The sequence below is a fragment of the Solemya pervernicosa gill symbiont genome, from assembly GCF_002020875.1.
Lineage (GTDB): Bacteria > Pseudomonadota > Gammaproteobacteria.
In genome coordinates this window covers 1-26572 of the sequence record NZ_MPRL01000043.1, presented here as the reverse complement: position 1 = coordinate 26572, position 26572 = coordinate 1, and the positions used below count along the sequence as shown (strand labels likewise).

General features: G+C 55.4%; 28 protein-coding genes. 5 read left to right on the top strand and 23 right to left on the bottom strand.

The genetic code is table 11. The annotated features are described in order from the left end of the window. Positions 1-127: 127 nt before the first annotated feature. The 16 genes from BOW52_RS10495 to mtnA all read right to left on the bottom strand — a co-directional run bounded on the left by BOW52_RS10495 (position 128) and on the right by mtnA (position 17783). Positions 128-403 (bottom strand): ComEA family DNA-binding protein, encoded by a 276-nt coding sequence (locus BOW52_RS10495; RefSeq protein WP_135622272.1) that lies wholly within the window; start codon positions 401-403, stop codon positions 128-130. Positions 404-530: 127 nt separating this feature from the next. Beyond that, positions 531-1250 carry an orotidine-5'-phosphate decarboxylase gene (pyrF, locus tag BOW52_RS10490; RefSeq protein ID WP_078484035.1) on the bottom strand — a complete coding sequence of 240 codons (720 nt, stop codon included), beginning with the start codon at positions 1248-1250 and terminating at the stop codon, positions 531-533. Next, a complete protein-coding gene (gene lapB, locus BOW52_RS10485) occupies positions 1247-2452 on the bottom strand; it encodes a lipopolysaccharide assembly protein LapB (protein WP_078484034.1) in 1206 nt (401 codons plus the stop codon). The genes pyrF and lapB overlap by 4 nt, the downstream gene beginning before the upstream one ends. Then, positions 2453-2746: a lipopolysaccharide assembly protein LapA domain-containing protein gene (locus tag BOW52_RS10480; RefSeq protein ID WP_078484033.1), complete on the bottom strand. Its 294-nt coding sequence runs from the start codon at positions 2744-2746 to the stop codon at positions 2453-2455. It abuts the gene before it with no gap. Between the two features lie 190 nt (positions 2747-2936). Then, positions 2937-3248, bottom strand: coding sequence for an integration host factor subunit beta (locus BOW52_RS10475; protein ID WP_078484032.1), 312 nt, complete (start codon positions 3246-3248; stop codon positions 2937-2939). 149 nt (positions 3249-3397) lie between these two features. Continuing rightward, the gene (gene rpsA / locus BOW52_RS10470) at positions 3398-5068 is read right to left on the bottom strand and encodes a 30S ribosomal protein S1 (protein WP_078484031.1); all 1671 of its coding nucleotides are present in this window, start codon (positions 5066-5068) and stop codon (positions 3398-3400) included. 141 nt (positions 5069-5209) lie between these two features. Further along, complete coding sequence (gene cmk / locus BOW52_RS10465; protein ID WP_078484030.1) at positions 5210-5896, bottom strand: (d)CMP kinase; 687 nt, start codon at positions 5894-5896, stop codon at positions 5210-5212. 66 nt (positions 5897-5962) lie between these two features. Continuing rightward, positions 5963-7276, bottom strand: coding sequence for a 3-phosphoshikimate 1-carboxyvinyltransferase (aroA, locus tag BOW52_RS10460; RefSeq protein ID WP_078484029.1), 1314 nt, complete (start codon positions 7274-7276; stop codon positions 5963-5965). A gap of 62 nt (positions 7277-7338) precedes the next feature. Further along, positions 7339-8196: a prephenate dehydrogenase gene (locus BOW52_RS10455; RefSeq protein WP_078484037.1), complete on the bottom strand. Its 858-nt coding sequence runs from the start codon at positions 8194-8196 to the stop codon at positions 7339-7341. Between the two features lie 13 nt (positions 8197-8209). Further along, complete coding sequence (gene aroF / locus BOW52_RS10450; RefSeq protein WP_078484028.1) at positions 8210-9226, bottom strand: 3-deoxy-7-phosphoheptulonate synthase; 1017 nt, start codon at positions 9224-9226, stop codon at positions 8210-8212. Positions 9227-9300: 74 nt separating this feature from the next. Further along, the gene (hisC, locus tag BOW52_RS10445) at positions 9301-10419 is read right to left on the bottom strand and encodes a histidinol-phosphate transaminase (RefSeq protein ID WP_078484027.1); all 1119 of its coding nucleotides are present in this window, start codon (positions 10417-10419) and stop codon (positions 9301-9303) included. Between the two features lie 9 nt (positions 10420-10428). Next, complete coding sequence (pheA, locus tag BOW52_RS10440; RefSeq protein WP_078484026.1) at positions 10429-11514, bottom strand: prephenate dehydratase; 1086 nt, start codon at positions 11512-11514, stop codon at positions 10429-10431. 10 nt (positions 11515-11524) lie between these two features. Next, the gene (locus BOW52_RS10435) at positions 11525-12694 is read right to left on the bottom strand and encodes a phosphoglycerate dehydrogenase (protein WP_078484025.1); all 1170 of its coding nucleotides are present in this window, start codon (positions 12692-12694) and stop codon (positions 11525-11527) included. 126 nt (positions 12695-12820) lie between these two features. Beyond that, positions 12821-13909 (bottom strand): 3-phosphoserine/phosphohydroxythreonine transaminase, encoded by a 1089-nt coding sequence (serC, locus tag BOW52_RS10430; RefSeq protein WP_078484024.1) that lies wholly within the window; start codon positions 13907-13909, stop codon positions 12821-12823. Positions 13910-13963: 54 nt separating this feature from the next. Continuing rightward, positions 13964-16546, bottom strand: a complete 2583-nt coding sequence (gene gyrA, locus BOW52_RS10425) for a DNA gyrase subunit A (RefSeq protein WP_078484023.1) — start codon at positions 16544-16546, stop codon at positions 13964-13966. Positions 16547-16736: 190 nt separating this feature from the next. Continuing rightward, positions 16737-17783: an S-methyl-5-thioribose-1-phosphate isomerase gene (mtnA, locus tag BOW52_RS10420; protein WP_078484022.1), complete on the bottom strand. Its 1047-nt coding sequence runs from the start codon at positions 17781-17783 to the stop codon at positions 16737-16739. A gap of 274 nt (positions 17784-18057) precedes the next feature. Between mtnA and BOW52_RS10415 the strand changes: the two genes are divergently transcribed. The 5 genes from BOW52_RS10415 to BOW52_RS10395 all read left to right on the top strand — a co-directional run bounded on the left by BOW52_RS10415 (position 18058) and on the right by BOW52_RS10395 (position 22198). After that, positions 18058-18579 carry an OmpA family protein gene (locus BOW52_RS10415; RefSeq protein ID WP_078484021.1) on the top strand — a complete coding sequence of 174 codons (522 nt, stop codon included), beginning with the start codon at positions 18058-18060 and terminating at the stop codon, positions 18577-18579. 128 nt (positions 18580-18707) lie between these two features. After that, positions 18708-20030 carry a TRZ/ATZ family hydrolase gene (locus tag BOW52_RS10410; RefSeq protein WP_078484020.1) on the top strand — a complete coding sequence of 441 codons (1323 nt, stop codon included), beginning with the start codon at positions 18708-18710 and terminating at the stop codon, positions 20028-20030. 24 nt (positions 20031-20054) lie between these two features. Beyond that, a complete protein-coding gene (ubiG, locus tag BOW52_RS10405) occupies positions 20055-20765 on the top strand; it encodes a bifunctional 2-polyprenyl-6-hydroxyphenol methylase/3-demethylubiquinol 3-O-methyltransferase UbiG (protein WP_078484019.1) in 711 nt (236 codons plus the stop codon). Between the two features lies 1 nt (position 20766). Continuing rightward, positions 20767-21420, top strand: coding sequence for an HAD family hydrolase (locus tag BOW52_RS10400; RefSeq protein WP_236725704.1), 654 nt, complete (start codon positions 20767-20769; stop codon positions 21418-21420). 13 nt (positions 21421-21433) lie between these two features. Next, complete coding sequence (locus BOW52_RS10395) at positions 21434-22198, top strand: zinc ribbon domain-containing protein (protein ID WP_135622270.1); 765 nt, start codon at positions 21434-21436, stop codon at positions 22196-22198. Between the two features lie 224 nt (positions 22199-22422). On the opposite strand, the gene BOW52_RS10390 is transcribed toward BOW52_RS10395, so the two are convergent. The 7 genes from BOW52_RS10390 to BOW52_RS17055 form a co-directional block, all read right to left on the bottom strand. Then, complete coding sequence (locus BOW52_RS10390; RefSeq protein ID WP_078484017.1) at positions 22423-22833, bottom strand: hypothetical protein; 411 nt, start codon at positions 22831-22833, stop codon at positions 22423-22425. A gap of 14 nt (positions 22834-22847) precedes the next feature. Then, positions 22848-23237 (bottom strand): hypothetical protein, encoded by a 390-nt coding sequence (locus BOW52_RS17895; protein ID WP_330359764.1) that lies wholly within the window; start codon positions 23235-23237, stop codon positions 22848-22850. Continuing rightward, a complete protein-coding gene (locus BOW52_RS10385) occupies positions 23188-24174 on the bottom strand; it encodes a DNA polymerase Y family protein (RefSeq protein WP_330359763.1) in 987 nt (328 codons plus the stop codon). Before BOW52_RS10385 ends, BOW52_RS17895 begins: the two co-directional genes overlap by 50 nt. After that, positions 24174-24785, bottom strand: a complete 612-nt coding sequence (gene lexA, locus BOW52_RS10380) for a transcriptional repressor LexA (RefSeq protein ID WP_078484016.1) — start codon at positions 24783-24785, stop codon at positions 24174-24176. The genes BOW52_RS10385 and lexA overlap by 1 nt, the downstream gene beginning before the upstream one ends. Positions 24786-24900: 115 nt before the next feature. Further along, positions 24901-25614, bottom strand: a complete 714-nt coding sequence (locus tag BOW52_RS10375; RefSeq protein ID WP_135622269.1) for a hypothetical protein — start codon at positions 25612-25614, stop codon at positions 24901-24903. 17 nt (positions 25615-25631) lie between these two features. After that, entirely contained in the window at positions 25632-26270 is a 639-nt protein-coding gene (locus BOW52_RS10370; RefSeq protein ID WP_078484014.1) for a class I SAM-dependent methyltransferase, read from the bottom strand. Positions 26271-26277: 7 nt separating this feature from the next. Then, a complete protein-coding gene (locus BOW52_RS17055; protein ID WP_172840304.1) occupies positions 26278-26448 on the bottom strand; it encodes a hypothetical protein in 171 nt (56 codons plus the stop codon). Between the last annotated feature and the right edge of the window lie 124 nt (positions 26449-26572).

Below are 26572 nucleotides of genomic sequence, written 5' to 3'. Positions count from 1 at the left end.
TCTTCGTCGTTCGCTCTCGCTCTCAACTACGAATAGGCAGACGGCGTCGACTATCGCGGACTAACCGCCTTCGCTTCGCTATCCATGGCGGTCAGCGCAGGCCTTCAGTAGCTATGTTGCTTTATGGTTAGTTCTTCGATTCACCAACACTCAACACATCACGATTTCTCTCAATCGTCTTAGAACCGATGCCCTTGATCCTGGCGAGCTGTTCGATGTTTTTGAAAGCACCATGCTGCTCACGATACTTAACAATTAATGTGGCCTTCTGGATACCAACCCCACTAATCGCCTTAGCCATCTCTTCCGCAGAAGCGGTATTGATATCGACGGATGCAAACACTCCCGCAAAGGGAAGCAGTCCACAGATGAAAATTAACAGTGCACGACGCAATAGATACATAACAACCTCCATGTTTAAATTAAAATCCTTCTTCAATAACGAGAAACCTAGCGCAGCTGGCTCCACAACCCCACGCCCCGATGTCTGAGTGACGTAGATGTAGGAACGATAGCTTGTTAGATTCGGCTCAAATAGCGCCAATTGCTGAATTTATTGTAAGCAAAACGCCCGCCGGGTCTTCAGCCGCTGTAATTGGACGACCAATCACCAGATAGCTTGAGCCTGCTGCAATCGCATCCTCCGGCGTCATAATCCGTTTCTGGTCATTCACTGCGGCTGACGCAGGTCTGATACCCGGGGTTACCAGCATAAAATCATTGCCCAGCTCTGCGCGCAACACACTACTCTCTTGAGCGGAACAGACAACACCATCGACACCTGCAGATTGCGCCAGATTGGCCAGCCTGACGACGTTTTCGGCTGGCGAACCACTAAGCCCAATTTCGCCCAGCTCCTCCTCGCTATGACTAGTCAGAATGGTGACAGCGATCAGATGTGGACGACGTGACCCGCTCGTCTCAACCGCTTCACGAGCCGCCTCCATCATTCGGCGTCCACCCAAAGCATGAATATTCATCATCCAGACACCCAGCTTAGATGCGGCTCGACAAGCATTGGCGACGGTATTTGGAATGTCATGAAATTTCAGATCGAGAAAGACGTCAAAACCCTTTGCAACGAGCGTTTCAACCAATTGCGGACCAGCCAGGGTAAAGAGCTCTTTACCAACCTTTAGCCGACACTGGGTTGGATCTATACGCCCAACAAAATCGAGCGCCTGCTTCGCCTCTGGATAGTCGAGCGCCACAACAACACGTGGTCCCATCTGATTCTCTACACTTGTCATGATTCACCTAAAATTGATGGAGTTTTGTTAGCGTCTGAACCGACACCCTTAACTGGTTTAACGGTGTTCCAACGTTTACAGCTTGGGCACTGCCAGTAGATCCGTTTCGCATCAAATCCGCACTGCTGACAATGGTAGCTAGGTAGACCCTCGATGAGCTTTCCCGTTAGATCATCCAAGAGTTGAAGCCCAGCTCGACCGTCCTGCTCAACCGCACGATCGAGCTGGGCATGGATCACCCAACGAAGTCCACGTAACGATGGCGTACTACGCTGTTGTTGAAGCATAAACTGCTCAGCAGCTTCACGCCCTTCACGCTTCTCAAGCAGTTCCGCAAGACGCAGCACAGATTTAACCGCAGGATAGGCCTCTACGATTTGGTTCAAAAAACTGGGAATCTCTTCACTCTTACCCATCTCGGTGTAACAGCTGATCAGTGGATCAACCACCTCGGGGGTAAACTCAACGTCCTGCTGCAGCACCTGCTGGTATGCCTTCAATGCCTCACCACAGTTACCACGTTCGCGCTCTAGACGTCCGATCAACAGACTCGCACGGACACAATTACGATCACTTTCAAGTGCACGATGCAGTAGGCTGACCGCCTCCCCGTAATCATCATGGTCGAGTGAGCGCTCCGCGAGCTCACAGCAGTACTGAGCAACAATCGAATCCATCGGTTTACCAGCATCGGACTCAATGCGATGCGCCACGGCAATTGCCTTATCCCACTCCTTCTCCTGCTGATAGATATCGAGTAGGTGCCATAACGCTGCCGAATTATGTAGATTGAGCTCGATTAATTCGAGAAACAGGTTCTCCGCACGATCGAGTAGTCCCGCCCTCATGTAATCATCAGCAAGCTCGAGTAGCGCCAGCCCACGCTGTTCAGTGGTCAAAGTTGGGCGAGCGATCAGGTTCTGATGAATTCTGATAGCCCGATCTACCTCACCGCGCCTTCTAAACAGGCTACCCAACGCTAGATGCGTCTCGACCGTATCGCTATTCACCTCAAGCATGCGGATAAAGAGTTCAATCGCCTTATCGGTCTGCTCATTGAGCAGGTAGTTAAGACCCTTAATATAGTCAGAGGTAAACTCAGGAGCCACCTGTTCCTTTCCACGACGATAGGCACGCGAGGCAACCCACCACCCAGAAGCAGCAGCAACCGGCAGCAGCAATAGCCAGACAAGCTCCTGCATTTAAGGCCCGTCCTTAATCGGGATTGAGCGAAGGTTAACCACCTCTTCATCTCTGATCCTCACCTGCGCACGCAACTCATTTATTTCGCGCCTCATACTGAGATAGTTAGAAAGCCCCGCACCACCACCCAGCAACATGCCAACACCCATTACAATTGCTAAAAGAATAGAGAGCGGTAGAGCCACCACACCAAAGTAGTAATCAATTTCAACACCACCGGCATTGATCATTGAAAAGCCGAGCCATAGCAGGGCCAGGGGGACGATCATTAATACGGTTAGGAAGGGACGCATGCCAATCTCATCTATAGACGCACAGGTTGCGCAGACTATAACAATTGCCTTGCATGGTTTATAGCGTTTATTGGTTTGTACGAGTATTGCTGAAAGCGATTCTCTCAGCGAGATGTTTTGACCTTAACCGTTCAGAAATCACCATCTGAACTCAGCCATCGGGGCTTGTTTGGGTTATCAAATAGAGCTGTTATTCATTGCCATTACTGATGGCGTGGTGCTTGCCTTCGTCAACACGCTCACGCAACTCCTTGCCGGGTTTAAAGTGAGGCACATACTTGCCGTTGAGTTCAACTGACTCACCGGTCTTCGGATTACGTCCAACACGGGGTGGACGATAGTGGAGTGAGAAACTACCAAAACCACGAATCTCGATTCGTTGCCCACCTGAGAGCGATTCACTCATCTGCTCAAGAAGACTCTTAACCGCCAGCTCTACATCCTTATAGGCCAAGTGACTCTGTTTTCTGGCCAGCTGTTCAATCAGTTCAGATTTGGTCATTACCCATTCTCTAATTATTAGTCGATCAAGCCTTTGCGCTTAATCCGAGTATTCCTTCAAGCCCCTGATAAAGATAATTATTTCAACAGGCGCTGCAAACCTTTAATGGCATGTGCCTGCCGTTACCGGCAGGCACATTATCACCAATCTTACTCTTTACCTTCCATCTGCTCTTTAAGCAGATCGCCAAGGGTCGCTGCTGCAGGTGCTGAGCGATTGAAGTCTTCGACGGCTTCAGCCTCCTCTGCATACTCCTTCGCCTTGATAGATAGACTGATACTGCGGTTCTTGCGATCTACACCCATGAAGCGCGCCTCAATTGCCTCACCCTCCTTGAGCAGGGTGCGTGCATCTTCTACGCGATCCTGAGAGATCTCGGAAGAGCGCAGGTAACCCTCGATGCTGTCGCCCAGATCGATAACCGCACCCTTGGCGTCAACCTCGGTAATGGTGCCCTTAACGATGCTGCCCTTTGGATTCTCCGCAACAAACATTGAGAAGGGATCTTTGTCGAGCTGCTTAACACCGAGAGAGATACGCTCACGCTCAGGGTCAACCGCAAGTACAACGGCCTCAAGCTCATCGCCCTTCTTGAACGAACGTACAGCCTCTTCGCCCTGCTCGTTCCAGGAGATGTCTGACATATGAACCAGACCGTCGATACCACCATCGAGACCGATGAAGATACCGAAGTCGGTGATCGACTTGATCGAACCAGAGAGCTTGTCACCCTTGTTGTGAGTCGCAGCGAATGCTTCCCAGGGATTGGTCTGGCACTGCTTCATACCGAGTGAGATGCGACGACGCTCCTCATCGATATCGAGAACCACAACCTCAACCTCCTGACCAAGATGTACGACCTTGGAAGGATTGACGTTCTTGTTGGTCCAATCCATCTCTGAGACGTGAACCAGACCCTCAACACCCTCTTCGATCTCAACAAAGCAACCGTAATCGGTGATGTTGGTAACCTTACCCATGAGGCGGGTGGTAACAGGGTAACGACGTGCAATAGCTGCCCATGGATCGTCGCCCAGCTGCTTGAGGCCGAGTGATACACGGTTACGCTCACGGTCAAACTTGAGCACCATGACCTCGATCTCCTGGCCAACCTCAATCATCTCCGAAGGATGCTTGACGCGCTTCCACGCCATATCGGTGATGTGCAGCAGACCATCGATACCGCCCAGATCAACAAACGCGCCGTAATCGGTGAGGTTCTTGACCACACCCTTGATAGTCTGACCTTCGGCCAGCGACTCAAGCAGCTCTTCGCGCTCAGCGCTGTACTCAGACTCGATAACGGCACGACGTGAAACGACAACGTTGTTGCGCTTCTGGTCGAGCTTAATAACCTTGAACTCCAGGTCCTTACCTTCGAGATATGCGGTATCACGAACAGGGCGAACATCAACCAGTGAGCCAGGAAGGAAGGCACGAATGGTATTGATGTCGACGGTGAAACCGCCCTTGACCTTGCCACTGATAATGCCGGTAACGGTATCGCCGTTCTCCTGAGCCTTCTCCAGGAAGGTCCAGGCCTGTGCACGCTTCGCTTTCTCGCGCGACAGACGGGTTTCACCGTAGCCATCTTCGATTGCATCGAGAGCAACCTCGACCTCGTCGCCAATGGCAACCTCAATCTCACCTTCATCGTTATAGAACTGATCGATGGAGATGACGCCTTCAGACTTCAGGCCGGCATTAACAACAACGACATCAGCACGAACATCGACAACCGTTCCAACAACGATGGAACCAGGCTGCATCTGCTGATTAACAAGAGACTCTTCAAATAGTTGGGCAAAGCTTTCGCTCATGGGTAGGACTTTCCTTAGACCGAAACATCGGTGAAGCACGGTCTATTATGGTTGGAGCCAGGGCAATAGATACCTTTGGCTAGTTAATTAATGGAGTGTGGCAAGGTGCCGCAATCCGCCATTGTTTCTGCAAATATAGTCTCAACTCGCGAGACGTTCATTGACCAGACTTAACACCCGGTCGGTCACCTCATCAATGCCGATACCCGTAGTATCGATCACCACCGCGTCATCCGCAGGTTTCAGAGGTGCTACTGATCGAGAGGAATCACGCTCGTCACGTGTAGTTATCTCGTTCAGAAGACTGGCGAGACTAACATCGTTTCCTTTCTCTTTCAACTGGTTATAGCGTCTTTGCGCACGCTCCTCGGCACTGGCAGTGAGGAACACCTTGACCGGGGCTGCAGGGAAGACCACCGTCCCCATGTCACGACCATCGGCAACCAGGCCGGGGCGCTCTGCGAAGGCGCGCTGTCGGGCAAGCAGGGCGCTGCGAACCGCAGGTAGGGCCGCCACTTTCGAAGCACCACCGGCGACCTCCTCGTTGCGAATCGCATCGGTTACCTCCTCGCTCTCGAGAATGATCTGTGCGATACCGCTGGCATCCTGTTTGAACTGCACATCAAGATGCTCAGCCAGTGTTACCAACGCCGCTTCGTTATCGAACGAGATCGCATGACGATCAGCTGCCAACGCTAGCAGGCGGTAGAGTGCGCCACTGTCGAGAAAGTGGTAGCCCAGCCGCTCAGCGACCAGCTGACTAATCGTCCCTTTGCCCGAACCGCTGGGGCCATCGATCGTAATTACCTTTACTACCTGCTGTTGCATCTCAGTTAACTCTCACTTTATTGAATAGACCGCATAACCCACGCGGCACTCTACGTCTTCCTGACGTTAAATTGTTTTAATTCCCAATCCCGCACCGGCAGCCAACTCAACAAAACCGGGGAAGGAGGTGTTTACGTTGGCACAATCCTCGATCTCGATCGGGCCTTCGGCGCGAAGTGCCGCCATCGCAAAGGACATCGCAATACGGTGATCACCGTGACTCACCACACGCCCACTACCGATCTTGCCACCTTGAATCACAATACCGTCAGGTGTCGCTTTGGCATCAACACCCAGCTCGACCAGGCCATCAGCCATGACCTGAATACGGTCACTCTCCTTAACGCGTAGCTCTTCAGCCCCGGTCAGCACCGTCTCGCCCTCAGCACAGGCGGCAGCGACGAACAGCGCTGGAAACTCATCGATCGCCAGTGGCACCTGATCCTCTGGGATACGAATTCCCTTCAGTTGACTGGCACGGACACGGATATCAGCCACTGGCTCTCCACCCACCTCACGCTCGTTGAGCACCTCCAGATCGGCGCCCATCAGCTTCATGATGTTGATCACACCAATGCGGGTCGGATTGATACCAACATGCTCCAGCAGCACATCGGAGCCCTCGGCAATGGCCGCACCCACCATGAAGAAGGTCGCCGAGGAGATATCGGCGGGCACCTCGATATCGGTCGCCGTGAGGCGCCCTCCACCCTCAAGACAGATCTTGTTGCCATTGCGCGCGACAGGATAGCCAAAGGCAGTCAACATACGCTCGGTATGGTCGCGTGTTGGTGCTGGCTCGGTCACACAAGTCTTGCCCTCGGCATAGAGTCCGGCGAGCAGTAGTGATGATTTCACCTGTGCACTGGCTACCGGCATCTCATAATCGATGCCAGCTAACTTCTGGTTACCGTGAATCTTTAGCGGAGCAGTTCCAGCCTCGGTGGCATCGATTCTGGCCCCCATGCTCGCTAACGGCACCGTAACGCGCTTCATCGGTCGCCCGGAGAGCGACTCATCACCGATCAGGGTGCAGTCGAAGAGCTGTCCGGAGAAGAGCCCAGAAAGCAGTCGCATTGAAGTACCCGAGTTACCCAGATCGAGATCGTCTGCGGGCGACTTGAGACCATCAACGCCAACCCCTTGGATTGTCACCTCACCTTCACCACCGCGCTCAATCTCAACACCGAGATCACGAAACGCCTGCAGCGTGGCAAGGCTATCCTCACCCTCGAGGAAACCGGTGACATGGGTAGTACCATCAGCCAGTGAACCCATCATGATCGAGCGATGGGAGATCGATTTATCGCCTGCAACACGCAGCCGTCCTTTCAGACAACCGCCTGGCTGGACACCAAATGTGACACTTTTACTATTCATGAAGGAGCGTACCGGATGTATTGATTCTTTATGTGTGTTTGTTCGAAATTTCGGGCGCCATTCTACCCGCAATAGCGATCGCGTGCCGCCTTGGCGCGAGAGAATAGCTCCAAAAGATGATCTCCATCACCCTTTTCAATCGAATCGGCGATCTCATTTAGATCATCGGTGAAGTGTTTGAGCATCTTCAGGATTGCACCACGATTGGCGAGACAGATATCGCGCCACATCACCGGATGACTCGAGGCAATGCGGGAGAAATCGCGAAAACCGCCTGCTGCGTAGCGGAAGATCTCCTCGCCCTGCTCCCCTCTGGCCAGCGCATCAACCAGCGCATAGGCGAGCACATGCGGCAGATGACTGGTTGCAGCCAACACCTCGTCGTGGTGCTCAACCCCCATCTCGATCACTTCGGCACCCGCCTGCTCCCAAAGCAAGCGAACCTTGGCAATCGCCTCGGGGGCACTCTCGGGGAGCGGTGTAAGGATGACACGACGATTGTCGAACAGCTCGGCAAAGGAGGCCTCTACCCCGCTCTTCTCAGTTCCGGCAATTGGGTGACCCGGTACAAAGTTGGCGGGAATCTGGCCAAACACGGTCCGTACATCCTCAACCACACTCGCCTTGGCACTGCCGACATCGGTCAGAACGGCATCGGCTGGCATTGAGGCCTTGAGCTGGGGAAGAAGTTTGGAAATGGTAGCCAGTGGCACCGCGATAACCACCATATCGGCATCGGCAACGCCGCTGCCGATATCGGTGGTAAAGCGATCGATCACACCCAGCTCGACACCACGCTGTAGCGAGGCATCATCACGACCGATGCCTACCACCTCAGAGACGATACCCGCGCGCTTAGCAGCGCGCGCCAGTGAACCACCGATCAGACCAACACCTACAATGGCAAGCTTACCGATCACATCAGCGCCTGGGTCAGATATCGCGACCAATCACCTGAGCGATACCCTTGAGCTCACCCATCAGCGATTTCAGCTCCTCAGGGGTCAACGCCTGATCGGCATCGCACCACGCCTCACAGGGAGTTGGGTGCATCTCGACCAGCAGACCATCGGCACCCGCCGCAACCGCTGCACGTGACAGGGCCGGCACCATCCACGCCTTGCCTCCCGCATGACTCGGGTCAACGATGACTGGAAGGTGAGTCTCTTTTTTCAGTACCGGAATGGCGGTGACATCAAGCACATTGCGATAGTAGGTTTCAAAGCTACGCACACCGCGCTCACAGAAGATGATGTTGTGGTTACCACCCGCCGCGATGTACTCCGCCGCCATCAGCCACTCGCTGATAGTAGCTGACATACCACGCTTGAGAATGACCGGTTTATGGATACGACCCACCTCTTTGAGCAGATCGAAGTTCTGCATGTTACGAGTCCCTATCTGGATCACATCGACCTCGTGCTCAACAAAGGCATCGAGTGAACGTACATCCATCAATTCGGTCACAACCGGCAGTTTGTGTTTGCTGGCGGCATTATGGAACATCTCTAAACCTTCCACACCGGCACCCTGGAACGAGTAGGGTGAGGTGCGCGGTTTAAAGGCACCACCACGCATCATGCGACAGCCGGCATCAACAACACCCTGCGCCGCCGCATCCATCTGATCCTGGGTCTCAACCGAACAGGGTCCGGCAATCACCTGGATCTCTTTGCCACCCAGCTTGATGCCGTTGATATCGATCACGGTATCCTGCTTGTGATAGGAGCGCGCCACAATCTTGTAGGGCTTCATCACTCGGATCACATTCTCGACCCCGGGCAGTGACTGCATCAGCTCCTTATCGACCTTGGTCTCATCGCCGATGGCACCGATCACGGTACGCTCAACTCCGCGCGAGACATTGCTGTCGAGACCGAAATCTTTCAGCTTATTCACCACACCGCCGATCTGCTCGTCGGTGACCTCTGAATTCATGATGATAATCATCGCTAGACTCTCAAATAGCTAAAATCGCATTCCAACTGCCGAAGCGTGTTCGGCAACCATATAAAAAAAGACCGTCAGGTACTCGCCAGGGTACGTTTCAACCCCTCGATAAAGCGTGTGTTCTCCTCCGCTCTACCGACCGTTACCCGCAGGTGGTTGGGCATACCATAGTTGGCCACCGGGCGCACAATAACACCTTCTCGCAATAATTCCTCGTAAACCTTCATCCCCGGTTGACCGACATCAACACTGATGAAGTTTCCGACCGAAGGGATGTAGTCGAGCCCCATCGCCTCAAACTCACCACGCAGTTGCTTCAGACCTTCGGCATTCATCGCCACGGAGCGCTGTAGATGAGCCTTATCATCAAGCGCAGCGGAGGCGGCAACCAGCGCAAGATTGTTTACATTGAAAGGTGGACGCACCCGATTCATCAGATCAGCCAGCTCAGGAGATGAGAGCGCATAACCGACCCGCAGCCCCGCCAGTGCGTAGGACTTTGAAAAGGTGCGGCTCACCATCAAGTTAGGGTATTTCGCCAACCAACTGACTGCATCAGGGTAACCCTCAGCCCCAGTTGCCGGATCGCAGGCATAGTCGTAGTAGGCCTCATCGATCACCACCACAATGCGCTCTGGCACCGATTTGATAAACGCCTCCAGTTCAACGCCATCAAGCCAGGTTCCGGTCGGATTATTGGGGTTGGCAATGAAGATCACCCGAGTCCTGTCCGTAATACGTGCAGCCAGCGCGTCGAGATCATAGCCCCAGTTTTTGGCGGGTGCTTCGATTCCGACACCGCCTGCAGCGCGAGTTACGATCGGATACATGGCAAAGGCGTGCTGCGAATAGAGCACCTCATCGCCCGGCTGCACTAGCACCCGCACCACGAACTCCAGAGGATCACTGGAGCCGTTACCGAGTGTGATCTGTGCCATCTCAACGCCATGTTTCTGCGAGAGCTTCTGTTTCAACTCAAAACCGTTACCGTCAGGATAGAGCCATACACCCTCTGCAGCTGAACGCATCGCCTCCAGCGCCAATGGCGATGGGCCGAGTGGATTCTCGTTGGAGGCGAGTTTGATGATGTTTTCGATGCCGAGCTCACGCTCAAGCTCTTCGATCGGCTTACCCGGCTGATAGGGGCGGAGCCCCTGCACACCGGGTGTCGCAAACTGGGTGAAGTCGGTCATGGGTGTTACCTAAAGTACCGCCCTGGGGAATGAACCGAGGATTTTATACATCGCCGCCTCCCGCTCCAGCGCGCCAAGCGCTGAGGCGACCTGCTCTTCATCCTGATGGCCTTCGATCTCGACAAAGAAGACGTACTCCCACACCCCCTTACGTGAGGGACGCGATTCGATACGTGTCATCGAGATACCGTGGCGTGCAAGTGGTTCGAGCAACTGCGACAGCGCACCCGGCTTATTCTTGGTAGAGACCAGCAACGCCGTTTTATCCTTTCCGCTCGCCGGCACATCGTCACGACCGAGGATGAAGAAACGGGTAGTGTTGTTAGGATCATCCTCGATATTCGACTCAAGGATTTTAAGATCGTAAAGCTCAGCAGCAGAGTATCCTGCAATCGCTGCAGCCCCGGCCTCATCGCGAGCCAGACGTGCCGCCTCTGCATTACTACTCACACTGACACGCTCAACACCCGCAAGATGAGCATCGAGCCACTCGCGACACTGCGCCAGCGACTGTGCATGGGAATAGACACACTTGATCTCGGCCAAAGAATCGACCTGGGTCATCAGATGATCATGGATACGCAGCTCCACCTCACCGCAAATCTTTAGTGGGGTCTTCAGCAGCAGATCGAGGGTGTGGTTGATCGCGCCCTCGGTGGAGTTCTCAACCGGTACCACACCGTAATTGGCACTGCCCGCCTCGACCTCACGAAACACCTCGTCGATCGCTGCCATTGGTAGTGTAAGTGCCGAGTGACCAAAGTGTTTGAGTACTGCCTCCTGAGAGAAGGTCCCCTCGGGTCCGAGGAAGGCGATCTGCATCGGCTGCTCGAGCGCCAGACAGGCCGACATCACCTCACGAAACAGACGCGCCACCTCCTCTGCCGGTAACGGCCCCTGGTTACGCTCCTTCACCCGACGCAACACCTGCGCCTCACGCTCGGGACGATAGAAGAGTGCCTCTTCACCATCGGCCAGTTTAACTCTGGCAACTTCCTGGGCCAGCGAGGCACGCTCATTGATCAGCGCCTGGAGCTCTTCATCCAGCGCATCAATACGCGTTCGTATCGCCTGCAGTTTCTCTTCGCTGCTCATTACTCTCTCGTTAACCGATTGCTCGAACCGCAAGCACGCCCTCAATTGCGGCGAGTTCGTTGATGACCGACTCGGGCACCTCTTTATCGACATCGACCAGGGTATAGGCGATATCGTCGCGCGACTTGTTGAGCATGTCGATGATATTGAGACCGGCGTTAGCTAGATCGGAGGATATCTGACCCAGCATGTTGGGTACGTTGGAGTTGACCACCGCCAGGCGGAAACCACCTTCGGTACGCGGCATCGAGACCTCGGGAAAGTTAACCGAATTCTCCACGTTGCCGTTTTCCAGATAGTTCTTCACCTGATCGGCCACCATGATGGCACAGTTCTCCTCCGCTTCACGTGTCGAGGCGCCGAGATGCGGCAGGGTAATGACACGCGGGTGGTTCTTCAGCAGATTGGTGGGGAAGTCGCAGACATAGGCATAGGCCTTACCATCATCAAGCGCCTTGACCATCGCCTCATCATCGACGATGCCACCACGAGCAAAGTTCAGCACCACCACGTTATCCTTCATCGACTTCAAACGCTCCTCATTGATCAGATCCTTGGTGGCATCGATCAGCGGCACGTGGAAGGTAATGAAGTCGGAGTTGTTGAGCAGTTCATCAACACTGCCCGCCTGCTTGACCGCCGCGTCGAGCTGCCAGGCACCCTTGACGGTAATGCCCGGATCGAAGCCGATGACGTTCATGCCGAGCGAAACGGCAGCATTGGCGATACGCACTCCGATCGCACCAAGGCCGACCACACCTAGTGTGCGGCCCGGCAGTTCAAAACCACCGTAGTTCTTTTTACCCGCCTCGGTCGCCTTGCCGATCTCGCCATCGTTACCCTCAAGGTTCTTGGCAAAGTCCCACGCCTGGCCGATGTTGCGACACGCCAGCAGCATACCGGCGATGACCAGCTCTTTAACCGCATTGGAGTTAGCACCCGGGGCGTTGAAGACGCAGACACCCTTCTCGCTCATCTTGTCGAGCGGGATGTTGTTGACGCCTGCACCGGCACGGCCGACCGCCTTGAGTGTCTCGGGAATCTCCATATCGTGCATCTTGAAAGAGCGCAGCAGAATCGCATCGGGGTGCTGGAACTCGGAAGCGACCTCATAACCGTCGCGCGGCAGACGATCCAGTCCAGCAGCAGAGATGTTGTTCAGCGTCAAAATCTTATGCATCTTAAAACCCCGTAGTTATCTGTTTTCAAATCAGCGTTTATTGATCGCCACCACCACCAGCAGCACAAGCACGGCCAGGATGGCGAGTTCGATCAGAACCATTATCTATAAGACTCGAGCAGTTGCTCAGCCCTTACGCTTCTCGAAGTCGGCCATGAAGGCGACCAGCGCATCAACACCCTCTTCCGGCATCGCGTTGTAGATCGAGGCACGCATGCCACCGACCGAACGGTGACCCTTGAGGGTGACCAGACCCTGCTCCTTCGCCTCGGCGAGGAAAATGCTGTCGAGCTCAGCATCGGCCAAAGTGAAGGGAACGTTCATCCAGGAGCGACACTCAACCGCAACTGGATTGGCGTAGAAGTCGGAGCCGTCGATTGCACCGTAGAGCTTGCCCGCCTTGCGCTCGTTGGTCTCGGCCATCTTCGCCAGACCGCCCTGCTGCTTGAGCCAGTCGAAGACCAGACCGGCGAGGTACCAGCTGTAGGTCGGCGGGGTGTTGTACATCGAGTCGGCCTTGGCGTGGGTCGCGTAGTTGAACATGGTCGGTGTGCCGTCGACCACCTCACCGATCAGATCCTCACGCACGATAACAACCGTCAGACCAGCCGGGCCGATATTCTTTTGCGCTCCGGCGTAGATCATACCGAACTTGGAGACATCCATCGGACGCGAAAGGATGGTTGAAGACATATCGGCAATCAGTGGCTTGTCACCTACCTCTGGCAGATAGGGAAACTCAACACCCTCAATGGTCTCGTTGGGTGTGTAGTGCACATAGGCGGCATCGGCAGAGAGGTTCAGCGCAGACTGACCAGGTGCGAAGGTGAACTTGCCGCTCTCGGCAGAGGCATCTGCTGCAACATTCACCTCACAGTAGCGTTTCGCCTCAGCAATCGCCTTCTTGCCCCAGGAGCCGGTCAGGATGTAGTCGGCCTTGTTGCCACCACGCAGCAGGTTCATCGGTATCATCGAAAACTGGCTCGATGCGCCACCCTGCAGGAACAGCACCTTGTAGTTCTCTGGGATCGCCATCACTTCACGCAGATCGGCCTCGGCCTGAGCAGCGATCGACATGTACTCTTTACCGCGATGGCTCATCTCCATCACAGACATACCACTACCGTTCCAGTCGAGCATCTCCTGCTGGGCACGTTCGATAACTGCCTGTGGAACCATCGCCGGACCGGCGCTGAAATTGAATACACGTGACATGGTAGACCTCTGGGTTACTGTTTCTGAATTAGTTTGGTTGGTGATACTGCAGCGCTACTCTGCCGCTTCATCGTTCTCACTCTCTTCGTCGGTGTCGTCATCCTCATCATCACCGATGTCAGCAATACGTTCGATCCCGATCAGACGCTCCTCACCTCCGAGGTTGATCAGACGCACACCCTGGGTATTTCGACCCATGGTTGAGACCTCAGCGACGCGGATACGTACCAAGGTGCCGCCATCGGAGATCAGCATCATCTCGTCGTCATCCTCGACCTGAACCGCGCCGACCACATCGCCGTTACGCTCGCTCGCCTGGATTGAGATCACGCCCTGTCCACCACGTCCCTTGGTGGGATACTCGTTGAACAGGGTGCGCTTACCATAGCCGTTAACGGTCGCGGTCAAGACGTAGCCGTTCTCATTTACAATGATCAACGAGATTACTCGCTGTCCTGGCTGCAGTTTGATGCCGCGTACACCACAGGCGGTACGGCCCATGGTGCGGACCTGCTCTTCGCTGAAACGAATCGTCTTGCCCGACGAGCTGCAGAGCATTACATCCTGTGAACCATCGGTGATCGCCACACCGACCAGCTCATCATCACCACGCAGATCGAGTGCAATGATGCCGTTGGCACGTTGGCGAGAGAAGGCGACCAGTGGAGTCTTCTTCACAGTGCCACTAGCAGTGGCCATGAAGATAAACTTACCCTCTTCATACTCACGGATCGGCAGGATCGCGTTAATACGCTCACCCTCCTCCAGCGGAAGCAGATTAACGATCGGCTTGCCGCGTGAGGCACGTCCTGCCTGTGGCAGCTCGTAGACCTTCTTCCAGTAGACCTTGCCGCGCGAGGAGAAGCAGAGAATCGTGTCGTGGGTGGAGGCGACAAACAGCTTGTCGATGAAATCCTCCTCCTTCATCGCCGTAGCCGATTTACCCCTGCCACCACGCCGCTGAGCACGATAGTCAGAGAGTGGCTGCGCCTTGGCATACCCCTCATGCGAGAGGGTGACCACCACATCCTCTTCGCTGATCAGATCCTCAAGGGTCAGATCGAGGTGGCTGGTCAGAATCTCGGTGCGACGCTCATCGCCATACTTGGCGACAATCTCCAGCAGCTCATCCCGGATCACCTGCATCAGACGCTCGGAGCTGCTGAGGATATCGAGCAGGTCGTCAATCTTCTCAACCAGCTCACGATACTCGGCAATGATCTTCTCCTGCTCCAGCCCGGTGAGACGGTGCAGACGCAGATCGAGGATCGCCTGGGTCTGTGCCTCGGAGAGACGGTAACCATCCTCGGCCATTCCAAATTCAATCGCCAGATCATCGGGTCGATAGGCGTTACCCTCGACACGCTCCAGCAGCTCGGAGACCAGACCCGGCTCCCAGTTGCGACCCATCAGCGCCTTTTTCGCCTCAGCGGGGCTGGGTGATGTCTTGATCACCTCGATCATCTCGTCGATATTGGCTAGCGCTACGGCAAGACCTTCGAGGATATGGGCGCGTTCACGCGCCTTACGCAGATCGTAGATGGTACGGCGGGTCACCACCTCACGACGGTGGCGAATGAACGCCTCGAGAATCTGTTTCAGGTTGAGCAGACGTGGCTGACCATCAATCAGTGCCACCATATTGATGCCAAAGACATTTTGCATCTGGGTCTGCTGGTAGAGGTTATTGAGAATCACCTCGGCCACCTCACCGCGTTTGAGCTCGACCACCATACGCATGCCATCCTTATCGGACTCATCACGCAGCTCGGAGATACCCTCTAGCTTCTTCTCTTTGACCAGCTCGGCAATCTTCTCCAGCAGTCGCGCCTTGTTCACCTGATAGGGGAGTTCATGAACAACGATGCGCTGACGACCATTATCGAGTGTCTCAATCTCACTCCGGGCACGCACATGGATACGTCCACGGCCGGTGTGATAGGCCTCGTGGATTCCCTTTGCACCATTAATAAAGGCAGCGGTTGGGAAATCAGGACCCGGCAAATGCTCCATCAGCCCCTTGATATCGATATCGGGATTGTCGATCAGGGCGAGACAGGCGTTGATCACCTCATTGAGGTTGTGCGGCGGAATATTGGTCGCCATACCGACCGCAATACCGGCCGAACCGTTAACCAGCAGATTGGGAACTCGGGTCGGGAAGACGGTCGGCTCATGCTCCGACTCATCGTAGTTGGCGACAAAATCAACAGTCTCTTTATCAAGGTCGGCCATCAGCTCATGGCTGATGCGCGCCATGCGCACCTCGGTGTATCGCATCGCAGCCGGGGAGTCACCATCAACCGAACCGAAGTTACCCTGACCATCGACCAGCATGTATCGCATCGAAAAGGGCTGGGCCATACGGACCATGGTGTCGTAGACCGCCGTATCACCGTGCGGGTGGTACTTACCGATAACGTCACCGACGATACGCGCCGATTTCTTGTAGGACTTGTTCCAATCATTGCCCAGTACGCTCATCGCGTAGAGCACACGACGGTGAACCGGTTTGAGTCCATCCCGGACATCGGGGAGCGCCCTACCGATGATGACGCTCATGGCGTAATCGAGGTAGGACTGTTTCATCTCATCTTCGAGATTAACGGGGAGTACTTCGCGGGCAAATTCAGCCATATCTATCCGTGCTTCAACCTGATAATGCTAGTGCTGTCATTCTTCTTGTCGGCACCCAAATCAAACCTGAGCGTCCAAAGGGCGAAAATATCCGCCCATCGTACCACACCCCTCCCCCCTACGGCAGCATGAGAATCGCCGCTTAGAATCGATTAAGAGAGGCCTGAGCGTTATTTATATGGTGATAAGGTCAGCTTTTCATCATTACCGCCATCTTTTCAGTGTTCGGATTTAACACCACGCCCTTCTCTGTAACAATCGCATCGACCAGATCGGCCGGCGTAACGTCAAAGACCGGATTCCACGCCTGCGCCTTCTCAGCGGCGATTCGCTGTCCCGCTAGCCCCAGAATCTCATCGGTACTACGCGACTCAATCGGTATCTCGCCCCCCGAGGCGACCGACATATCGACCGTCGAGGTTGGAGCGACCACCATAAACTTCACCCCATGGTAGCGGGCAGCAAGTGCTGCACTATAGGTACCGATCTTATTCGCCACATCACCATTGGCGGCAATCCGATCCGAACCGACCACCACCCACTGCACCTTGCCCTGCTTCATTAGATAGGCAGCCGCGCCATCTGCAAGCAGTGTGACCGGGATATCGTCATGAACCATCTCCCAGGCGGTCAGACGTGCACCCTGCATCCAGGGCCGGGTCTCATCGGCATAGACCATCGCCGTCTTGCCTGCAGCAAAGGCACTGCGAATCACACCCAGCGCAGTACCGTATCCGCCAGTCGCCAATGCTCCGGCATTACAGTGAGTAAGAATACCGCCGCCCTCGCCCTCGATCAGCGCCGCGCCCAACTCACCCATGCGCAGGTTGGCCGCGACATCCTCCTGATGAATATGCTGTGCCTCGGCGAGCAGTGCGGGCCCCGGACCCCCCACAGCGACCGACTCGATCACACCACGCATGCGCTCAATCGCCCAGAATAGATTCACGGCAGTGGGGCGAGAGGCGGCAAGATATTTAAGATCGTCTTCAATCGCACTCCGCCATCCGTCAGCCGACTCGCGATAACGTCGTTGCGCCGCCAGCACCACGCCATAGGCAGCTGTGATACCAATTGCCGGTGCACCACGCACCACCATTGAAGTAATTGCATCGGCAACGTCTGCAGATGCCTCATACTCCAACCAGGTTTCACTTTGCGGCAAAATCCGCTGATCGATTAAACGAAGCTTGCCATGCTCCCACTGAATGGGGCGGATGTTGTCGAAGGCGCTCATGAATCACCAATATTGATTGCAGTTAATATGTGTTAAATAGGGTTGCGATTTGCGAAGCAAAAATCAGCGCTGAGATTATGCCATATCCAGCTGCCACATCTTGCCATTCATCTCTCTGATATCACCACCACATCACTGTCAAAACATGACGGTCTGAGTGACACATATATCAAATAGAACGGGACTGGAATAACTAAACCAATAGCCCTACACTCATGAGACCAAAGGCAGGACTAATAAGTAATTAATAAGTAACTATCAGGAGATCTAAACAATGAAGAAGCTAGCACTATGCGCCCTCGTTTGTATTGCCCCAATCGTTGCCACCTCAGCCGCAGCTGACACTCGCTATGCTGGCGACTCACGCAGCGTCGTTGTCAAAAATGCATACGGCGAATGTTGGAACATCAACAAACTCCACACCAACATCAAGTCCTGTGGTGGCGGTGTACAGTCGATCACTCTCGGTGCACACGCACTGTTTGATACCAATAGCGCAGACCTGAAGCCTGCAGGTAAGCAGCAGATCAGCAACGTCGTTTCTAAGGTTGGTGCCGGTAACATCAAGTCAGCCACTGTAGTCGGCCACACCGACAGCATGGGTGATGCGGAATATAACCGTGACCTCTCTGATCGTCGCGCCATGTCCGTCAAACGCTACATGGCCGGTGAAGGTGTAAGCGCCAACCGCATCAAGACCCGTGGCCGCGGCGAGACCATGCCAGTCGCCAGCAACGACACCACTCAGGGTCGCACCAAGAACCGTCGTGTTGAGATCGAGATCGTTACTAAATAAACGACTCTCTATCTGCTAGACCATAAGGCCCGCTATTAGCGGGCCTTTTCTTTTGCCCATCGACACTTGGAGTTTGCAACGACGTTAGCGCTATACTTCGACCTCGTTCACAGGGCAGCCAATATAGAATGGAACAGTTCGACACACTCATCCATGCAGGCTGGATCATTCCAGTCGAGCCAGACGATAAGGTACTCGATGCGCACAGCATCGCCATTCGTGATGGCAATATCGTTGAGATCCTCCCCAGCAGCGAAGCTCATGAGCGCTACCGTGCTGAGGCCACTCACGATCTCCCCACCCATGCCCTGATTCCTGGCCTGATCAATACCCACACCCACGCAGCGATGTCACTGATGCGTGGCCTGGCTGACGACCTACCATTGATGGAGTGGCTCAACGACCATATCTGGCCCGCTGAATCGAAGTGGGTCGATGCCACCTTTGTTCGCGAAGGGACCCAATTGGCGATAGCCGAGATGCTACGTGGTGGCACCACCTGTTTCAGCGACATGTACTTCTTCCCCGATGAGGTGGGTCGTGTTGCCGACCACGCCGGAATGCGAGCCGTGGTTGGACTGATCGTCATCGACTTCCCGACCGTCTGGGCCAAGGATGCCGATGAGTATCTGCACAAGGGTCTTGAGGTACACGATCATTTCCGAGATAACCCTCTGATCACCACCGCCTTTGCCCCCCACGCCCCCTACACCGTCTCTGATGCTCCGCTGGAAAAGATCTCGATGTACGCCGAGGAGCTCGATATTCCGATCCACATGCACCTGCATGAAACAGCACATGAGGTAGAGAACAGTGCTGACGGCCGACGCCCAATTGAGCGACTCGAGGAGCTAGGACTGATCTCACCACGCCTGCTCGCCGTGCACATGACCCAACTCAGCGAGGATGAGATCGAAACAGTTGAACGCTACGGCGGCCAGGTACTCCACTGCCCTGAATCGAACCTCAAACTGGCCAGCGGCTTCTGTCCAGTCGACCGTCTGATGCAGGCGGGCATCAACGTCGCACTCGGCACCGACGGCGCGGCCAGCAACAATGATCTGAATATGTTCGGTGAGATGCGCACTGCCGCACTACTCGCCAAGGCAGTGTCGGGCGATGCTAGCGCCCTGCCCGCTTCGGCCGCACTACGCATGGCAACGCTCAATGGTGCACAAGCGCTCGGCATTGATGATGTGACCGGCTCACTGGTAGCTGGCAAGGCGGCCGATATCGTCGCCGTTGATCTGGGCGGCCTTGAGAGCCAGCCGATCTATAACCCCGTATCACAGCTGGTCTACGCGACTGGTCGCCATCAGGTCAGCGATGTCTGGGTCGCCGGTCGTCACCTGCTCAAGTCACGCGAGCTGACCACACTCGATGAACAGACTATCCATGAACAGACCCTGGCGTGGCGCGATCGCATCAGCTCAACCGACGATGCCTCGTAACTACTACCGATAAAGAGTATTTGTATGAACAGCAGCCAACAGCCCAACGTCGATCCGAGCGAAGTCGCCAAATTCGAGGCACTCGCCTCCCGCTGGTGGGATCCCAACAGTGAATTCAAACCGCTGCACGATATCAACCCGTTACGACTCGACTATGTCGACAACGCTGTCAGTCTGAGCGGCAAAAAAGTAATCGACGTCGGTTGTGGCGGTGGCATCCTTGCCGAGAGCATGGCGCAGCGTGGCGCTATCGTCACCGGCATCGACATGGGTGAGGCCCCGCTGCAGATTGCCAAGCTGCACAAACTCGAATCAGGCGTCGAGGTCGACTACCACCAGAGCACTGCTGAGGCATTTGCCGATACACACCTCGAGCAGTTTGATGCCGTTACCTGCATGGAGATGCTTGAGCACGTTCCTGAACCCGGCTCAGTCATCGCGGCTTGTATGCGCATGGTTAAACCGGGTGGAAAACTCTTCTTCTCCACCCTTAACCGCAACCCGAAGGCCTATCTGTTCGCCATTGTTGGCGCCGAATACCTGCTCAACATGCTGCCAAAGGGAACCCACGACTACAGCAAGTTCATCCGCCCCTCAGAGCTCGATAGTTGGGCACGCGAGGCGGGGCTCGAGGCACGCAACATCAGCGGTATGAGTTACAACCCCTTCACTCAGCGCTACAGCCTTGGCAGCGATGTCAGCGTCAACTACCTTGCCTGTTACGAGAAGGTTTGAAGTGAACCAGATCAAGACCGTGCTGTTTGATCTCGACGGCACTCTTCTCGACACGGCGCCCGATCTCGCTTTCGCCCTCAACGAAACACTCAAGGCCGCTGGCCATGCCCCGCTCCCCTACGAGACGATCAGACCGGTTGTTTCTCACGGCGGCGCGGCATTGATTGAGCTGGGATTTGAGATCGATGCCTCACACCCTGATTTTGAGAATCACCGTCAATACCTACTCGATACTTATCGTGACAATATCGCGTTGCACACTCGCCCCTTTGAGGGCATCGAAACACTACTAGAGACGATAGAACGGCGCGGCTGTAACTGGGGCGTGGTGACCAACAAACCCGCCTGGCTGACAGACCCACTGCTTAAACAGCTCGATCTATATGAGCGAGCTGCAACAGTCATCAGCGGCGACACCCTTGATCAACGCAAACCCCACCCGGCACCGATGCTGCACGCTTGCAGTGAAGCGGGTAGTGGTGCCGAGGCGTGTCTCTACATCGGCGATGCCGAGCGCGACATCGAAGCGGGACGTAACGCTGGCATGCAGACCCTGGTGGCACTGTTTGGCTATATCGGCAATGAAGAGACTCCTGAGCGCTGGGGTGCCGACGGTATGATTAACGATCCACTCGAAGCCGTGGCGTGGTTCTGAACCGTTAAGAACCATGGCGATCCGCTACAAAACCTGCCCCAAGTGTGGACACACCCGTAGCGATAACGATCCCGCAAACAGCGATCGCTGTGCCAACTGCGGCATCATCTATGAGAAGTGGCTTAAACAGCGTTTTAAAAGCGCCAACCACACCACCGAACATCGAGAGAGTGAATCACGCCATCGTGGTCGTGAACTTTTCGACTACCTGCTCTATGTTAATCCAGCAACCGACTCAATGGTCTTTTATGGACGAGTCCTGATCTATCTGATTTTCTTTATCTGGGGCTGGAGTTTCATTCTGATGGACATTCATTGGGACAGCTTCAACAGCTCCTTCATGCACGTCATCAACCTCGTTTTTCATGAGGCGGGGCATGTGCTGTTTAGACCCTTTGGTGAGTTCATGACCACCCTGGGCGGTAGCCTGATGCAACTGATCGTACCGCTCGTCGCGATGCTGGCGCTGCTGATTAAAAACCGTGACACCTTTGGTGCCACCATCGGCCTTTGGTGGCTGGGTCAGAGCATGATGGACCTCGCCCCCTACATCAACGACGCCCGCTCTCTCACCATGCCACTACTCGGTGGTGGCACCGGTGCAGATCGTCCCGGCTGGCACGACTGGGAAAATATCCTGCTCGACCTCGGTCTGATAGAACAAGATCACACCATCGCCGTGATGGTCGATGGCATCGGCTCAGCTCTGATGATCTTCGCCTTTATCTGGGGTGGTTTAATCCTTACAAAACTCTGGAAAACAAGGACTAATCATTAAAGGAAGTCCAAACAATCTTCCTTTTAACACCTCCCATCAAGCCATAAAAACGTTTCCACCGCTGACCGCTATGGATAGCGAAGCGAAGGCGGTTAGTCCGGTCGGGGCGCCGCAGGCATAAACGGTCGCGTTAAGTTTTTGCCGCTTGCTTGGGCTTGGACGCCCAAAACAAGCTTCCGCAAAAATAGCGACTCCCCGTAAGAATTTTTACTTGTTACTCACTCTCATCCATTCAAAATCCGTGGCCAGCGTTCATGAACCGCGCTCTCCAATTCCGGTTCTACCGTGACTATATAGATACGTTGCTCACTACCATCACGCGCTACCAGGCCCTGAATCCACTGTCCGCGTACCAGATCAAACCAGTGGCTCTGCCCCTCGATATCGCGCTCCATAAAGCTCTTCAGTGGCAGCTTAACCGGCACCGGAAACCAGCGATCCCAGCGACCACCGTAGATTGAGTCGAGCCGTGCCCAGCCACCCAGTGGCAGCACGCCACGCTGCTCTTGGCGCCGTCCCCACGGCAGCAGCGCCACCGATCCCGAACGCTGCCGGACCGGTAGCTTCGCCTTCGGATTGGGGAAATAGAATCGGGTATCGAGCCCGTTATGGGTGTAGTAGACGCCGCCGCACATAACCGAAGCGCCTCTCAGACCGTCTTACGGTGACCGAATGGCTTCCATGCCGGTGCGATCACGTTGGGCATTGAAGAGCGCTGCAGCAGCCGCGCCGGGGCGAGGTTGAACTCACCATAGCGATCATTGACCGCATCCATTACCTCGTTGGTGTTCTCTCTTTGCATCACCGGAACAGCAGCAGCGAAGAGGTCACCCTGCGAGGCAAGCGGTTTCGGATCGAGCGCCGTCACCTGTACCTGATGAATCCCCTCACCCAGCCACTGCTCATTCAGTACCCGACGACAGAGCGCCATGATCGCGCCACCATCACTGCACGGCAGCTCCAGCTTCAGCTTGCCGCCAATCCACCCCTCAGCACCCCGCAGACCGATGAAGAACTTCATTCGGGGCGCCGTAGGCATAAACGGTCGCGTTAAGTATTTGCCGCTTGCTTGGGCTTGGATGCCCAAAACAAGCTTCCGCAAAAATAGCGACTCCCCGGTCATGGCGACGCAGTCGGGCGGCAACCTTCTCGCTCATATGCAGCAGATAGGTTTCAAGCACCGTCCGCTCGCGGGTATTGGGCGGTACCACCTTGCCGTGACCAACACTCTTTGGCGCTGCCACCGTCATCTGCAGTGGGTCGGGATCGGCCCCCTGCGCCATGTACCAGATGCGTCGCCCCAGATTGCCAAAACGGCGCGCCAGCACACTGATAGGTAACTGCTCCATATCGCCGCAGTTGTGCACCCCGTGCTGGGCAAGGAAGTCACCAATACCGCGGGCGATGCCACACAGCTCCGTTACCGGCACATCGTGTAGCCGCGCCTTCGCCTCCCAGGGCGGAATCACTGTCAGTCCATCGGGTTTGTTGAGCTTGGCGGCGTACTTAGCGGTGGTCTTATCACCGCTCACACCCACCGAGCAGAGCACCTTGGAGACCTCAAAAACGCGCTGCTTAACCCGTTTGGCAATCTGCTCTGGGTGTCCCAGCAGCCGCTGGCAGCGGGTCACATCGAGAAACGCCTCATCAACGGAGAAGACCTCAATATCGGGGGTGATATCTTCCAATGAGACCATGATCGCGGCTGATGTCTCCGCATAGCGCTCTGGGCGTGCCGGAGACTGAATCAGATCGGGACAGAGTCGACGCGCCTCTTTCAGACGCATGCCGGTATGTACACCGTAGGCACGTGCCTCGTAGGAGCAGGTGATGATGCGGCTCCCCTGCAGGCCGTTGGTGATCGCCACCGGTCGCCCTCGCCACTCGGGACAGTCACGCTGCTCAACCGAGGCAAAAAAGGCGTTCATATCGACCATGATGATTGCCCATGGCCAGTGGGTGAACGACTCCCCCATCAGCGGTAGCTGCGCAGCTGTGCCGAGACCACACCCTGGATCTGTACCCGTCCGGCGGGAAAGATCATCGGCCGCATCGCACGGTTGGCGGGGATCAGGGTAATGGTGCCGTCGGGGCTCTGTTTAATCCGTTTCAGTGTCGCCTCTTCACCGTCGATCAGCGCCACCACAATCTCCCCGTCACGTGCCGTGTTGCAGCTGCGCACCACCACCATATCACCGCTGAGAATACCGGCATCAACCATAGAATCGCCCTGAACTTTCAGTACAAACTGATTGTTTCCAATGAAAAACTCAGTCAGATCTATCTCATTCTGATCGGGGATCGCCTCGATCGGTAGACCAGCAGCAATCTTACCCAACAGTGGCAGCGTAACGGCCGTTTCCACCCCCTTCTCTCCACCCTGTGCAACCAGCTGAATACCACGGTGACGCCCCGCCAACAATTCAATCTCGCCCGCATCACTGAGCGCCTGCACGTAACGGTGCACCACCCCTTTCGACTGGATACCGATCCCCGCAGCGATCTCGGAGAGCGTCGGCGCGTGATCCTCACGGGCGATGAAGTCGCGGATGAAATCGAGTGTCTTCTGTTGGCTGCGGGTCAGCATGGCTGCTCTCCTCTGTGAACTATAACAAGAGTAGAGAACTTTATGAGAACGATCAAGCAGAAATAGAAAATCGGGCCTTATCGTACGAGGCTACGACGCAGCCAATAACCTCCTGTCAGTAACGTATACCGAACGGTTTATAACCGTAGATAGCATTGAGGTGATGCAGAAAGGCGTGCTGTCCGTGATCACTCCAAAGCTCGGTCACCTCTGCATCTATCTCCGCATAACGCTCAATAAGCGCTTCGGTATCGGTTGTCGCATCGACTCGACCCTGCGCGATCGATGCAATCAACTCCAACCAGGTGCGACTCACCCCCATAATGAAGTGTGGCCATGAACGCTGCACCGCCTCAGACCAGCTGGCATCACTCGTGGCCGAGAGCTGCCACGCATCCCCACCATAATCACTCCGAATCACCCCTTCCAACACCCTCGTATCACGCAGTGAAGCCACCAACTCACTACTCTCAAGCTCCTCTGTTACCGCATCGGCCACCTCCTCCGTTGCGTAGAAGATGAAACTAAAACGATGCCCGGCTAAATCACGACTTGCACGTCGATGAAAACGCCACAGTGGTATCTCTGATTGAAAAGTTAACAGCGTGGGAGCGACCACGCGATGGGCGATTAACGTATCGATATGCCAACGAGCCTTTTCACCCTCAGGCCAGACCTGCTTAAAGCGCACGGCATGCCACGCACCATCACGCGCCTCGGGAACCAACAGATTCAAGGCCGAACGGTTAGCCTGAGTCGATGGGACGGACGAGCAGGCAGAGACCACCGCCAGTAGTAATAGGGCCACAGCCCCCCTGATTATCACCATGCATTTAACTCCACTGCCTATCCATTCCTGTCTATGGCCATCGCAAGCAGGCCTCCCAAGGGCGTTCGATAGGGTATAGCTGGCTCAATCACTCTTGCAATCCAACCGCCGCCCGGTAAAAACAGTGCCGAGCCCACCATGAGCCTCTGTGGCCGTGGCTGCAGCCCCCCTATCCACCGTTTTACGGTGGTCAGATCATCCCAGCGAGCCCCCGTATAACCACCCCGCCCCGCCTTCTGCCGATATAGCAGACTGTGGCGATTGAGTAGCCCGAGCACCACACCACGACGAGTAACACGCCACATCTCCTGCAGGGCACGCGCCGGATCGTCAACGAAGCAGAGGGAGGTGACGGCGACAGCGTAGTCGAAACTGTTATCGGCAAACGGCAGTGACAGCCCACTGCCCTCTACATAGTCGATACCGCCACCCAGAGTGCGAGCGTAATCGAGGGCATTTTGGTCCGGATCGAGACCGGTGACGACAAGACCCGCAGCAGCGTAGCGGCGGGCAAAGTGTCCGGTGCCGGTGCCGAGATCAAGCAGAGTGGCGCCCGGCTCCATCGGCATCAGCCGCCGCAGCAGCCTGAACTCCCGCTGTGCGACCCAGCAACCACGCGAGGTGTGGTACCACGCCTCGTACTCCGCCGGGGTCATACCGCCCTCACTCCAGCGCGCGCTGGCGCTGCAGCAGATCGTAGGCCCCTTTGATGTGCAGCAGATCGCCATCCAGCGCTGGTTGGCCGTGCCACCACTGATAATCGGGGGACTGATGGGCCACTCCCAGACGCAGATTGGTCAGATGTTGTTGCAGCTCGAGGTAGTACGCTTCCATCTCCCGCAACGAGTCAGCTGGAAGCTACCGGGGAGTCGCTATTTTTGCGGAAGCTTGTTTTGGGCATCCAAGCCCAAGCAAGCGGCAAATACTTAACGCGACCGTTTATGCCTACGGCGCCCCG